General features: G+C 65.4%; 9 protein-coding genes. 6 read left to right on the top strand and 3 right to left on the bottom strand.

Annotation, left to right across the window (positions count from 1 at the left end; all coding sequences use genetic code 11):
• Nucleotides 1-26: 26 nt before the first annotated feature.
• The 6 genes from HY57_RS06760 (at nt 27) to HY57_RS21910 (ending at nt 9162) form a co-directional block, all read left to right on the top strand.
• Entirely contained in the window at nt 27-2582 is a 2556-nt protein-coding gene (locus HY57_RS06760; protein WP_019464619.1) for a TonB-dependent receptor, read from the top strand.
• Between the two features lie 99 nt (nt 2583-2681).
• On the top strand, nt 2682-3947 hold the full coding sequence (locus HY57_RS06755; RefSeq protein WP_026033815.1) for an MFS transporter: 1266 nt from the start codon (nt 2682-2684) through the stop codon (nt 3945-3947).
• 79 nt (nt 3948-4026) lie between these two features.
• The gene (locus HY57_RS06750; protein ID WP_019464621.1) at nt 4027-5715 is read left to right on the top strand and encodes a trehalase family glycosidase; all 1689 of its coding nucleotides are present in this window, start codon (nt 4027-4029) and stop codon (nt 5713-5715) included.
• On the top strand, nt 5712-6779 hold the full coding sequence (locus HY57_RS06745) for an alpha/beta hydrolase (RefSeq protein WP_019464622.1): 1068 nt from the start codon (nt 5712-5714) through the stop codon (nt 6777-6779). The genes HY57_RS06750 and HY57_RS06745 overlap by 4 nt, the downstream gene beginning before the upstream one ends.
• Before the next feature lie 79 nt (nt 6780-6858).
• Nucleotides 6859-8265, top strand: coding sequence for a sigma-54-dependent transcriptional regulator (locus tag HY57_RS06740; protein WP_019464623.1), 1407 nt, complete (start codon nt 6859-6861; stop codon nt 8263-8265).
• A 717-nt stretch (nt 8266-8982) separates the two neighbouring features.
• Nucleotides 8983-9162, top strand: a complete 180-nt coding sequence (locus tag HY57_RS21910) for a hypothetical protein (protein ID WP_144240784.1) — start codon at nt 8983-8985, stop codon at nt 9160-9162.
• A gap of 558 nt (nt 9163-9720) precedes the next feature.
• Here HY57_RS21910 and HY57_RS06730 read toward each other — a convergent pair.
• The 3 genes from HY57_RS06730 to HY57_RS06720 form a co-directional block, all read right to left on the bottom strand.
• Complete coding sequence (locus tag HY57_RS06730; protein ID WP_038580632.1) at nt 9721-11277, bottom strand: ATP-binding response regulator; 1557 nt, start codon at nt 11275-11277, stop codon at nt 9721-9723.
• A 66-nt stretch (nt 11278-11343) separates the two neighbouring features.
• Nucleotides 11344-11790: a response regulator gene (locus tag HY57_RS06725; RefSeq protein ID WP_019465375.1), complete on the bottom strand. Its 447-nt coding sequence runs from the start codon at nt 11788-11790 to the stop codon at nt 11344-11346.
• Nucleotides 11787-13583, bottom strand: coding sequence for a sensor histidine kinase (locus HY57_RS06720; RefSeq protein WP_019465376.1), 1797 nt, complete (start codon nt 13581-13583; stop codon nt 11787-11789). Before HY57_RS06720 ends, HY57_RS06725 begins: the two co-directional genes overlap by 4 nt.
• Nucleotides 13584-13589: the final 6 nt, after the last annotated feature.

Below are 13589 nucleotides of genomic sequence, written 5' to 3'. Positions count from 1 at the left end.
CCCACATTCGGGCGGGGAGGCTCGGCATGAAGAACACGCAAGGCATCACACGACAGTTGTTGGCGGCAGCCATCGTCAGCGCGCTGGCGATCGGCGCGGCGCACGCGCAGGATGCATCACAGACATCCGCGGCACCGGCAGCCGCGCCGGCCGCCCAGCAGGCCAACGGCCCGGCACCGGCGAAGGGCGAAGAGAAGTCCGCCAAGACGCTCGACCAGGTGGTGGTCACGGGTACGTCCGCCGCTGGCGGCCTGAAGAAGATCGACGCCAGCTACTCCATCGTCAGCGCCAATGCCGAGCAGATCAAGGAAGCCAACCCCAAGAGCACGGCCGACCTGCTGAAGATCTCGCCAGGCCTCTGGCCGGAATCCACCGGTGGCCAGACGGGTGCCAATATCGAGATCCCCGGTTTCCCGGGCGGCGGCGATGCACCGTTCTTCACCACGCAGATGATGGGTTCGCCGCTGTACGGCATGCCCACCCTGTCCTTCTTTGAAACCACCTCGATCTTCCGCCTGGACGACACGGTCGAGCGCGCGGAAATCCTGCAGGGCGGCCCGTCGGTGGTGTACGGTGACGGCCAGATGGGCGCCACCGCCAACTTCATCCTCAAGCAGGGTACCGACGTGCCCAGCGGCAGCTTCGGCGTCACCTACGGCAACGAAGGCCTGTGGCGCTACGACGGCTTCCTCGGCTTCAAGATCGCCGACAAGTGGTACGGCAGCATCGGCGGCTTCTACCGCGATTCGGACGGCGTGCGCAGCCCCGGCTACCCGGCCGACAAGGGTGGCCAGTTCACCGCCACGCTGTCGCACGACATGGACAACGGCTCGCTGGTGTTCTACGCGCGCCAGCTCAATGACCGCAACCAGTTCATCACGCCGATTCCGCTGATCCAGCATGGCTCGGACAACTTCAGCGCCTATCCGGGCTTCGACCCGCTGACCGACACGTACTACAGCAAATACATCCAGCACGTGAACCTGCCGGGCTATCCGGGTGGCGGCACCAGCGCCAACCTGGCCAACGGCCGCGGTGCGAAGTTCAGCTTCTTCGGCATGAACTTCGACTACGACCTGGGCGACGGCTGGAACCTGTCGGACAAGTTCCTGATCGACGGCGGCAACGTCGATACCAACGCGCTGTTCTCCGGCACCAACCCGGCCTCGCTCAACGACGAGCTGTACAACCTCGGCACCGATTTCGGCGGCTTCAAGCTGCCGGCCGGCTCCGCCACGGCCACCTACGTCAACGGCGGCGGCGCGGTCGACCCGAACCAGAGCGTGATCCATCAGGGCTGGTGGTTCATCCACAAGCACCTGAAGAACATCAACAACGACTTCCGCGTCAGCAAGGAACTGTTCGACGGCAACACGCTGACCGGTGGCGTGTACCTGGCGCACTACACCGACGACGACCAGTGGAACCTCGGCAACCAGATGCTGATGACCAACACGCCGAACGCGCGGCCGATCCAGGTCAGCTACGTGAAGAACGGCCAGACGCATCAGCTGACCGACTACCAGGGCTTCCTGGACTACGGCGCATACAACATCACCGAGCACGGCACCTCGACCAACAAGGCGTTCTACCTGTCCGACTCGTGGCGCATCGACCGCTGGCTGATCGACGCCTCCGCGCGCATCGAGAACCAGGACTCCACGCTGCACGTGTGCAACCTGACCAACCAGAACCTGGACGGCAACCCGCTCACGGACTACGACAACGCAGTGCCCGTATGCAACGGCACCTTCGCCACCACCAACTACAACAAGACGCATACGTCCTGGACGTTCGGCGTGAACTATGAGCTCGCCGACAACATGTCGGTGTACTTCCGCGCCAACAAGGGCGCCCACTTCGGCGACTTCGACAACGCGCTGCGTGGCAACACCACCGGCAACACGCCGCCGCTGCAGAAGGTCCAGAACTTCGAAGGCGGCTTCAAGTACCAGTCCAAGTACGCGTATGCGGACATCAGCATCTATCACCGCCAGTTCAACGGCCTGCCCTACCAGCCGACCAATGGCGAAGGCGTGCCGGTGGGCCAGCCGCTGCTGTACGGCTCCGACTCGAAGGGCGTCAACCTGACCGGGTCCGTCACGCCCATCGACAACCTGAAGCTGTCGCTGGTCGCCAACTACATGGACGGCCATTACTCGCACTACTCGGCCTGTATCCCGTACGTGAACCAGGTCAGCGGCAATGGCTGCGCGTTCATCGACGGCGTGCAGCTGCAGCGCCAGCCGAAGTACCGCTACATGTTCACGCCGAGCTACAAGATCCCGTTCTCGTGGGGCGACATCATGGCCTTCGTCACCTACACCTACGTGGGTCCGCATACGCAGGATCTGTCGGGCCTGCAGCAGCTGGGCACCTACTACACGCTGGACTTCGGCGTGGTGGCGGACATCCAGCAGAACTGGGAGCTGCGCGTGCAGGGCACCAACATGACCAACCAGCTGGGTCTCACCGAGAGCAACTCGCGCATCTTCGGTTCGGCCGTCGGCACGAATGGCGTGATCCTGGCGCGTCCGCTGGAAGGTCGCGAGGTCAATTTCCAGGTGAAGTACAAGTTCTGATGTAGTGTTTCCCCCCGAGTCCCGGGCCGCCAGTGGATCGGCGGTCCGGGACTGTTTTGCGGGGACGTGGGCAAACCGCAGGGGCGAGGGAGGTTGGGGATGAGTCGTTACCGCATGATCGCGGCGCTGGCGTCGATTTACATGGTGTTCGCGATACTGCTGAACAGCGTCGGCACAGTCATCCTGCAATCCATCCACACCTTCGGCGTCGACAAGCCGCAGGCAAGCCTGCTGGAACTGTTCAAGGACCTGCCGATCGCCATCACCTCGTTCCTGGTGGCGTCGTTCCTGCCGAAACTGGGCTATCGCCGCGCCATGATGCTGGCGCTGGGCATCGTGGGCTGCGCGTGCATGCTGATGCCGTTGTTCCCGGGTTTCCACACCACCGAACTGCTGTTCACCTGCATCGGCGTGTCGTTCGCGCTGGCGAAGGTGGCCGTCTACTCCTCCATCGGCCTGCTCACCCACGACAAGGCCGAGCATGGTCGCCTGACCAATACCATCGAAGGCCTGTTCATGCTGGGCGTGCTGGCCAGCGGCTGGCTGTTCAGCGCGTTCATCGACCACGCGAACCCGGCCAACCCGTCGTGGTTCAACGTTTACTGGGTGCTGGCCGTGCTGTGCTTCGGCACGCTGGCGCTGCTGTGGGGCGCGCAGCTGGATGAATCGGCCGCGCACGGCGGCACCGCGCATTCGCTGGTGCAGGCCATGCGCGACATGTATCGCCTGCTGATGCGCACGCTGGTGTATGTGTTCCTGCTGTCCGCCTTCCTCTACGTGTTGATCGAGCAGAGCTTCAGCACCTGGCTGCCGACCTTCAACAACGAGATCCTCAAGCTGCCCAACACGATGAGCATTCAGATGGCGAGCATCCTCGCCGGTGCCACCGCGCTGGGCCGCATTGCCGCCGGGCAACTGCTGCGCCGCATGTCCTGGCATGTCCTGCTCAATCTCTGCGTGGTCGGCATGGGCGCCCTGATCCTGCTGGTGCTGCCGCTGGCGCGCGAGGTGCACCCGGGCGCCAGCGTGGGCTGGCTGAACGCGCCACTGGCGGCCTATCTGATCCCACTGATCGGCCTGCTGATGGCGCCGATCTATCCGGTCATCAACTCGGTGGCGCTCAGCTCGCTGCCCAAACCGTCGCACGCGGCGATGACGGGCCTCATCGTGATCTTTTCCGCACTGGGCGGCACGCTGGGCTCGCGCATCACCGCCATCGTGTTCTCCAGCTTCGGCGGCATCCACGCGTTCTATTTCTCGCTGGTACCGATGACCCTGGTGCTGGTGACGCTGTTCTATTTCAAGCGCGAAACCGATCGCGCCGGCATCGCCGAACCGGTGGCCGCCGGCTTTTCGGCGGAGTGACGATACATCGCGCAAAGCCAGCGCCCGATTCCAGGAAGAGATAGACGTTCAACGACCACGCAACGACCCGGGAGCCGACATGACCCGCCACGCCCTTCCGCCCGTCCGCCTTCGTCTGATCACCGCCGCGCTCACATGTGCGGTCGCAGGCACGGTCTTCGCGGCCACGCCAGACCCGGCGAAGACCCGCGCCTATATCGACAAGGCCTGGACCACGCTTACCCGCTCGCAGGACGACTGCGCGGCGCTCACCGACACCAAGGTGGTGGGTCATCCGGTGCTCTATGTTCCCGCGGATATGCCGGTGCCGGCCAACGTGGCGCAGACAGGCAAGCGTTGCGGCATCGACGTGCGCCCGCTGCCGCGCAAGGTCGAGCAGCTGGGTGACATCGACGCTACCCAGTTGCCCCAACAAGGACTGCTGTACCTGCCGCGCCCCTATGTGGTGCCAGGTGGCTTCTTCAACGAGATGTACGGTTGGGACAGCTATTTCATCCTGCTGGGGCTGGTTGCCGATCACAAGCTGGACCTGGCGAAAGACATGGTCGACAACGCGCTGTTCGAGGTGGCGCACTACGGCGGCGTGCTCAATGCCAACCGCACATACTACCTCAGCCGCTCGCAACCGCCCTTCCTCACCGCGATGATGACGGCGCTGCTGGACGACCCCGCCAGCTTCCCCAGCGCCGATGCACGGCGCGAATGGCTGGCCAGGGCGTATCCGCTGGCCGTGCGCAACTACGAGATCTGGACGCGCCCCGAACATCGCGCCGGCGACACGGGACTGGCGCGTTACTACGACCTGGGCAGCGGGCCGGTGCTCGAGGCCAAGGACAGCGAGTTCTACAAGGGCGTGATGCGCTGGCTGATCGCGCATCCGAAGGACGATCCCGGTTATCTCCTCAAGGCCCCGCAGCACCCGGACGACGCGGAGGCCGCGCGACTGAAGGACACCAGCTGCGACGTGCGCGCATCGAAGGTATGCGAGGGCGCGTGGGTGGATGGTTACCGGCTCACCGCCGCCTACTTCCACGGCGACCGCGCCATGCGCGAATCGGGCTTTGACACCAATTCGCACTTCGGCCCCTTCGGCGGCTCCACGCACCACTACGCCGACGCCAGCCTCAACAGCCTGCTCTACCGCTACGAGCGCGACCTGCACGACCTTGCCCTGCAGCTGGGCAAAGCCGGCGACGCCGAACGCTGGGCCAAGGCAGCGGACGCGCGCAAGGCTGCGATGGACAAGTACCTGTGGAACGCACAGGACGGCATGTACCGCGACTACGACTTCGTAGCCGGCAAGCCGTCGCCGTATCCCTATGTCACCACGTACTACCCGTTGTGGGCCGGCGCGGCCTCACCACAGCAGGCGGCGGTGGTGCGCGGCAAGCTCGGCGTGTTCGAGCGCAAGGGCGGCCTGAGCATGGACAACCGGCCGATGAGCGTGCAGTGGGGCGACCCGTTCGGCTGGGCGCCAACCAATTGGCTGGCGGTGAAGGGCCTCGATGACTACGGCTTCCACGACGACGCGCGCCGCATCGCCGCCAAGTTCGCCACCACCGTGGACCAGGGCCTGGCTGATGACGGCACCATCCGCGAGAAATACAACATGGCGCTCGGCAACGCCGACGTGAAGGTGAGCGCGGGATACAGCGAAAACGTGGTGGGCTTTGGCTGGACCAACGGTGTCTACCTGAAGCTGCACCAGATCCTGGATGCGTCCGCGACGCAGCCCAGCCCGGCCGCCAGGAAGGTGACGACGCCATGAGCGCACGCCCACTCCTCCGTGTCGCGCTGGCGGCGGCCCTGCTGTGTGGCCCCTTGCATGCGCAGGAGGGCAAGCCCACGGTGCATGCCGACGGCAGCATCCATGGCGCAGGCATCACCCTGCCGTACTCGTCGATGGCGTCGCCGGAGGCGCGCGCCTTCTTCCCGAAGATGCTCGCCGCCGGCAGCAAGGCGCCGCCGATCACCGCGCCCATCGAGCAGAGCCGCGCCTTCTACGACCGCATGAACACCGATCGCGCTCGTCGCATGATGGCGATCTATCCGGTGAAGACACACCGCGAAACCATCGCCGGCGTGGTGACCGACGTGGTCGAGCCCGCGCAAGGCATCGCACCTGCCAACCAGAAGCGCGTGCTGATCAACCTTCACGGCGGCGCGTTCCTGTGGGGCGCGCACAGCGGCGGCCTGGTGGAATCCATCCCCATCGCCAGCCTGGGCCGCATCAAGGTCATCAGCGTCGACTACCGGCAAGGGCCCGAACACGTGTTTCCCGCCGCCAGCGAAGACGTAGAGGCGGTGTATCGCCAACTGCTCAAGCAATACTCACCCGGCAGCATTGGCATCTATGGCTGCTCGGCCGGCGGCGTGCTTACCGGCGAGGCGGTGGCGCGGTTGATCGACCACCAATTGCCCGTGCCCGGCGCCATCGGCACCTTCTGCGGCTCGCTGGTGGACATGTCCGGCGATTCGGCCTACATGGCCCCGCTGCTCAACGGCGCGCCCGTGCCGGACCATCCCCTGGCCCTCGCCGACCTGCCCTACTTCAAGGGCGCCCGCGCAACCGACCCGATGGTGTCCCCCGGGCTTTCCCCGGGCTTGCTGGCCAGGTTCCCGCCCACCCTGCTGATCACCGGCACGCGCGACATGGCCATGAGCTCAGTCATCCACAGCGAGAACCTGCTCAGCCAGGCCGGCGTGAGCACCGAACTGCACGTCTGGGAAGGCATGTGGCACTCGTTTTTCTCCGACCCCGAGATGCCGGAATCCAGGGCGGCCTACGAGACTATCGTGAGATTCTTCGACCATCACCTGGCCCACCCGTAGTCGCCGCTCCGGCGTCAGACTTTGCCCACTGGCGGGGTGCCGGTTATCCTAGCCCCGTCCACAGCGCAATACTGACGACATGAGCCAACAGACCGTTCTGGTCATCGATGACGAACGCGATATTCGCGAACTCCTGACCATTACCCTCGGTCGCATGGATTTGCTGGTCGATGCGGTGGGTACCGTGACGGAAGCCCGTCGCGCCCTCGCCGAACGCCATTACGACCTTTGCTTCACCGACATGCGCCTGCCTGACGGCACGGGGCATGAGGTGGTGGAGCTGATCGCCGCCGAACATCCGGACACGCCGGTCGCCATGATCACGGCGTACGGCAACGTCGATGCCGCGGTGAGCGCGCTCAAGGCCGGCGCCTTCGATTTCGTCTCCAAGCCGGTCGACATCCAGATGTTGCGCCGCCTGGTGCGCACCGCCCTGCGCCTGGCCGAGGAAAAGCGCAGCGGCCACGCCGCGGCCAAGCCCGATGGCAACGAGCGGCTGATCGGCGAATCGCCCGTCATGCAGCAGGTGCGCGGCACCATCGGCAAGCTCGCCCGCAACCAGGCCCCGGTGTATATCGCCGGCGAGTCCGGCGTGGGCAAGGAGCTGGTCGCCCGCCTCATCCACGAACAAGGCCCCCGCGCCACCGGCCCGTTCGTACCGGTGAACTGCGGCGCCATTCCCTCCGAGCTGATGGAAAGCGAGTTCTTCGGCCACCGCAAGGGCAGCTTCACCGGCGCGGTGGGCGACAAGGAAGGCCTGTTCCAGGCCGCCCACGGCGGCACGCTGTTCCTCGACGAAGTGGCCGAACTGCCGCTGCACATGCAGGTAAAGCTGCTGCGCGCGATCCAGGAAAAGGCCGTGCGCCCGATCGGCGCGCGCGAGGAAGTGCCAGTGGACGTGCGCATCCTCTCGGCCACGCACAAAAACCTTGCCGCGCTGGTCGAACAGGGCCAGTTCCGCCAGGACCTGTTCTACCGCATCAACGTCATCGAACTGCGCGTGCCGCCGCTGCGCGAGCGCCGCGGCGACGTGCCGCTGCTCGCCAACTTCGTGCTGCGCCAGCTCGCCACCAAGAGCGGCGGCACACCCGGCCACCTGCTGCCCGCCGCCCAGCAGGCGCTGGAGAGCTACGACTTCCCCGGCAACGTGCGCGAGCTGGAGAACATCCTCGAGCGCGCGATGGCGATGTGCGATGGCGACCAGATCGACGTCAGCGACCTGATGCTGCCGCAACGCGCGCCGCGCGCCCACGCTGAAGCCGCTGCAGCCACGCCCGCCACGGCAAGCATGCCAGCCGCTGAGCCTGCCCAGCCCGCCTCGGCCACGGCCAATGGCGGCCTTGACGACTACATCAGCAACCTTGAACGCACGGCGATCATCAAGGCGCTGGAGGAGTCGCGTTACAACAAGACCGCGGCGGCGAAGAAGCTGGGGATTACGTTCCGGGCGCTGCGGTATAAGTTGAAGAAGCTGGGTATCGACTGAAGCGGGTCGATGCGATGCGATGCGAAGGGGCCGGACATTGTCCGGCCTTTTTTGTTTTTGGGGGTTGCTCGGGGCGGTTTGGAGTTTGGGCCCCTCGCCCGTTTTGGGGGACGTGGGAAGGGGTGATGGGTGGTCGCGGTGTGGAGAGGGGTGTGGAGAGGGGTGTGGAGAGGGGTGTGGAGAGGGGTGTGGAGAGGGGTGTGGAGAGGGGTGTGGAGAGGGGTGTGGAGAGAGGTCTGGAGCGGATTGGGATGAGGGTTGGATGGTTGCCGCACCGTTTCATCTTTGCCGTCATCCCGGCGCAGGCCGGGATCCAGTTTCGGTCACGTTGGGTCTTCGCCTCGTGCGCTCCCGCGATCTGGCCGCTTACGCAGCGGGCGTTTCGACCTTCTGCCGAAGGCCGAGTCACTTTTCTTTTGCTGGCCCAAAAGAAAAGTAACCCAAAGAAAATGGCCTCAAGAGCCAGAGCTGGCAGCATTTCATGGGGATAAGCCCGAACGCGTGAGGCAGATCGTTGCTTGGCCACCTTCGCCTCTACATAGCGGGTACTTCCAAGCGCTTCGCAACGCGCCCTGGCGAAGAGGACTTAAAGCGGGGCCTCGCTTCGCTTCGGCGCCGATGGAATACGCACGGTCGCCTCACTTTTCTGTGGGAGCGCACCCTGCGCGCGACAACCTAACGGAGCGGTGACTACGAGGCGCCGCGGTCGCGCACAGGGTGCGCTCCCACAAGGGACTCGCCACCTTGAGATGCTCCGCTGACAGCGCGGGTTCTTGCTTTGGCTTTGGCTTTGGCTTTGGCTTTGGCTTTGGCTTTGGCTTTGGCTCTGGTTTTGGCTCTGGTTTTGGTTTTGGTTTTGGTTCTGGTTTTGGCTTTGGCTCTTGCTTTGGCTTTTGACCTACCGGGTCCCCGTATGACGCGGCGGGCGGGTGGAGATCAGGCCCCGCAGGGGTGCCAGGGATGGATCCCTGGCACTTTTCGTCGGGGCAGGATGCCCCGTCGAAAAGCCCGGAACCCGCCCGCGAACCTTTCGGGCCAAAGGCCCGGAAGGCGCGTCATCCGGGGGGCCCTTCTCTTTGGTTACTTTCTCTTGGGCAAGCAAGAGAAAGTGACCCGGCCTCCGGCAGGAGGACGGAACGCCCGCCGCGCAGGCGGCCCGGTCGCGACAACGTCCGAAGCGACAACCAAACACCGACGCGCTGGATGACCAGCCACGCGGCTGTTGCAAAGCGCTTCCGACCTGCGACGCGAAGCTAGTCCCTGCGGGGCTCCGGGATGACGGCTAAAGGACGAAGCGGTGAGGCTAGGTTGAACCCAACACCCAACCCTCTCCCCCGCCTCCCCTCAAGGCACGGCCTCAACGCCCCGCCTCAAAGGCAAGAAGAAGCAAGCTCCTCCCACTACACCGCCATCATCACGACAGCAACAGGAAAACCCACAACCACAAAATCCCCCTTACACCGGCCCCATCGGCCCCACCCCCGACGCACTCTCCTCCAGCGCCTCCCTCACCGTCCTCAACAACTTCATCGTCGAAATCGGCTTGTCCACCAGATACAGATGCTCCATCACCGGGAGCTCGTCCATGTCCGGCGGCGCCTCCGGTCGTGCCAGCAGGATCACCGCGCCGCGATAACCGTGGTCAAACAAAGCCGCCAGCGTACGCACACCGGTGAAGAGGTTCATGTCCGCATCGAGCACGACCAGGTCAGGCACGCCTTGCGCCTCGAGCCACTGCAGGGCGGCGGTACCGCTCTGGCTGGCATGGGCCTGATAACCCCACGAATCGAGCGTGTCGACTAGCAGGGACAACTGGCCGGCTTCTTCCACCACCACCAGTACCCGCTCGGCCTCGCCCTGCAGGTTGACGCTTCCCTGCTCCTCGACCACGTCGCCGGGTTGCTGCATCAGGGGGATGTGCATGTGGAAGCGCGTGCCTTCACCCGGCCGGCTGTCCACGCGCATCACGCCGCCATGCGCGGTGATGATGCGCTTGCACGAGACCAGGCCTAGCCCGGTGCCGCTCTCCTTGGTGGTGTAGAACGGCTCGAACAGGTGCTGCAACGCTGCATCGTCCATGCCCGTGCCCGTGTCGCTCACGGTCAGGCATACGTAGCTGCCTTCGCGGCATTCTTCGCCGGGTTGAAAGAAGCTCTCCGGCAAGGAGGCCAGCGAGGCGGAAATGCGCAGCGTGCCGCCCTCCGGCATGGCCTGGATGGCGTTGAGGCTGAGGTTGAGCAGGCATTGCTGCAGCTCGGTATGGTTGCCGTCGAAGCTGAGGTCGGGGTCGTAGGCGTCCAGGTTGAGCGTTACGTTGCGCGGCACACTGCCCTGCAGCAGCAGGCCAAGCGCGTCGAGCAGCGCCCCCACCCGCACCTGCTCGGCACGTCGCGCGCCACGCGCAAAGGAGAGCATGGACTGCACCATGTCCAGGCCGCGCTTGCCGCAGTCGCGCACGAGGCGGCCCAGGCGCGCCAGGCGCGGATCGTCCTGGTAATCCTGCAGGCTGTCGCCAGCCAGCAGCAGCGGTTGCAGCAGGTTGCGCAGGTCGTGGCTGAGGCCGCCGGCCAGCATGGCCAGGCTCTCGAAGCGCTGCGCGCGGATCAGCTCGGTTTCCGCACGGCGCCGCACGCGCTGCGCCTCCGCCTCGCGCATGGCGCGACGCACGGCCGATGCCAGGCGCGCGGGATTCTGCTTGAGGATGTAATCGGTGGCGCCGTTGCGCAGCGCTTCAATGGCCGCCTCTTCACCCAGCGTCGCGGAGACGAAGATGAAGGGCAGGTCCTGGTCGCGCTCGCGCAGGATGTCCAGCGCACGCTGCCCGGAAAAACCGGGCATGCTCAAATCGGACAACACGATATCCGGCTGGAACTCATCCAGCGCGCAAAGATATTCGCGCTCCGCATCCACCAGCCGCACGTCGTAGTCGATGTGATCGGCATCCAGCTCGGACAACACCAGTTCGGCGTCGAGCTGGCTGTCTTCGATCTGCAGTACACGGATTCGGGGCAACGCCCACTGCTGCCTTTCCACGTTCAACCACCCCGTTCTGGAGCTTCCCGTCCCGTCCTGTTGCCTTCAGACATGATCCGGGCCCTGGTTGAGCACGGCCCAGAACTGACCCAAGGTACGCACCGCTTCAAAAAACTGGTCCACGTCCACCGGTTTGATCACGTAAGCATTCGCACCGATGTCCCAACTGCGCGCCAGGTCGCTCTCTTCCCGCGACGAGGACAGGATCACCACCGGCACCCGGCGGAAACGGTCGTCCGCGCGCAGTTGCGTGAGCACTTCCAGGCCGCTCATGCGCGGCATCTTGATGTCCAGCAACACCACGGCGGGGTCGATCGGCTCGCGGCCGGCCCATTGGCCACGGCAGTAAAGGTAATCCAGGCAATCCACGCCGTCCTCGACGTGCACCACGGGATTGGCAAGGTGTGCCCCGGCAAGCGCATCCAGCGCCATTTCGGCATCGGCGAGGCTGTCCTCCACCAGCAGGATGGTACGCAGGTCTCGATGTTTCATTGGCGCCTCTGCGCGAAGCTTTCTGCGAGGTCCGAGGACGGCAGGGTGAAATGGAAACGCGCGCCCTGGCCGGGCTGGGCATCCGCCCAGACGCGGCCGCCGTGTCGCGTGACGATGCGACGCACGTTGGCCAGGCCGATGCCGTTGCCCGGGAATTCCGAGGCACGGTGCAGCCGCTGGAACACACCGAACAGTTTACCCGCGTACTGCATGTCAAAGCCGGCGCCGTTGTCGCTCACCACGAATTCGTAACTGCCGTCGCGGTGGCGCTGCACGTCCACGTCGATGCGCGCCACCTCGCATTTACCGGTGTATTTCACCGCGTTGCCCAGCAGGTTCTGCCAGACGGTGCGCAGCATGTTCTCGTCGCCGATGACAATGGGCAGCGGCGCGATGGACCAGACGATATGGCGGCCGTGCGCGTCCGTCTCGGCCAGCGCGCGGGCCTCGTCCGCCAGCGACTGCATGTCCACCGGCTGCAGGCGCAGCGCGCCGCGGCCCAGGCGCGAGAACACCAGCAGGTCCTCGATCAGCAGCGCCATGCGCTTGGCGGCGTCGTTGATCACCTCGATGTAGTGGCGCGAGCGCTCGTCCGCCTGCTCGCCCAGGTGCTGGTGCAGCTTGCCGGCGAAGCCGCTGATGTGGCGCAGCGGTGCGCGCAGATCGTGCGACACCGAATAGCTGAAGGCCTCGAGCTCACGGTTCACGTCCGACACCTGCTCGATCTTGCCCTCCAGCTGCCGGTTCAGCTCCTTCACCTGCTGCTCGACCAGTGCGCGCGCCGTGACATCGCTCAGGGTCAGCAGCAGCACCGGATCGCCGCCGCCATCCTGCTCCAGTCGGCGGGCGTTGATCACCACGTGGCGGTCCACGCCGTCGACGGTGCGCTGTATCAGCTCGTAATCCCACAGCTCGCGATCGAGCAGCAGCACGTCGTTGAGGCGTTGCAGCAAGGCGCTGTCGCTCCAGGCGCCGTCGCCGATTTCGGTAAGCGGCAGCGACTGGCGGAAATCGGGCGGCAGACCGTAGAGCTCGCCGAAGGCGGCGTTGACCAGCAGCGTGCCGAGGCTGGCGTCGAGCAGCGCGATGGGTTCGCGCACCGCCTGCACGATCAGTTGCGAACGCTGCACGGCCTGCCCTTCGCGCACTTCGGCGCGCAGGCGGCGGCTGATCTGGCGCTCGGACACGATGACCACGATGGCGAGCAGCAGCACCTGCGCGATGGCAGTGATGGTCAGCGCCAGTTCGCTGTTGAACGATTCGCGGTTGGCGGCATCCCGGCGATTGAGCAACGTGCTGTCTTCGTTGCGCACGATGCCGTCGATCAGGTCGTCCATCTTGAACAGCGTGCCGGAGTCGCGCATGGCATCGCTCGCGCCGGCCTCGTCGCCATGGTCGTGGCGCATCACGGCCTGCCCGCTCAGCGCAAGGCGGCCACTGACGGTGGAACTGAGCGAGCCGATCAGCGCCTGCTGGTCGGGGCTGTCGCGCGTCATCTCGCGCAGCTGCTGCAGCAGGCCGGGCATCTCGTGGGTGGCCCGTTCCGCGCGCAGGCGCACCTGCGGGTCCGCGTCACCATGAATAAGGCGATAGATCGACGCCTCGCTGTCGCGCGTGACGTAGGCGATCCGGTAGGTGAGCGACTTCACTTCGCTGGAATGGGTGACGCGCTCGTTCGCCAGAATCGCTTCGCTGGCGCCGGAGCGGGTCACCACGTACGGCAAGGCCACGATGACCAGCACGGCGGCCAGCAGGCCGCCCAGCCGCCAGCGCAGCGCGACGCGGTCCTTCATGGACGG

Origin of the sequence: Dyella japonica A8 (assembly GCF_000725385.1) — a bacterium.
Classification (GTDB): domain Bacteria; phylum Pseudomonadota; class Gammaproteobacteria; order Xanthomonadales; family Rhodanobacteraceae; genus Dyella; species Dyella japonica_C.
Note: the sequence above shows the minus strand (reverse complement) of the source record. Positions and strands in the feature narration are given on the sequence as shown.

Excerpts from the sequence above, each read along its gene's own strand:
- HY57_RS06760 (WP_019464619.1), top strand. The coding sequence starts at position 27 with ATGAAGAACACGCAAGGCATCACACGACAGTTGTTGGCGGCAGCCATC.
- HY57_RS06755 (WP_026033815.1), top strand. The coding sequence starts at position 2,682 with ATGAGTCGTTACCGCATGATCGCGGCGCTGGCGTCGATTTACATGGTG.
- HY57_RS06750 (WP_019464621.1), top strand. The coding sequence starts at position 4,027 with ATGACCCGCCACGCCCTTCCGCCCGTCCGCCTTCGTCTGATCACCGCC.
- HY57_RS06745 (WP_019464622.1), top strand. The coding sequence starts at position 5,712 with ATGAGCGCACGCCCACTCCTCCGTGTCGCGCTGGCGGCGGCCCTGCTG.
- HY57_RS06740 (WP_019464623.1), top strand. The coding sequence starts at position 6,859 with ATGAGCCAACAGACCGTTCTGGTCATCGATGACGAACGCGATATTCGC.
- HY57_RS06725 (WP_019465375.1), bottom strand. The coding sequence starts at position 11,790 with ATGAAACATCGAGACCTGCGTACCATCCTGCTGGTGGAGGACAGCCTC.
- HY57_RS06720 (WP_019465376.1), bottom strand. The coding sequence starts at position 13,583 with ATGAAGGACCGCGTCGCGCTGCGCTGGCGGCTGGGCGGCCTGCTGGCC.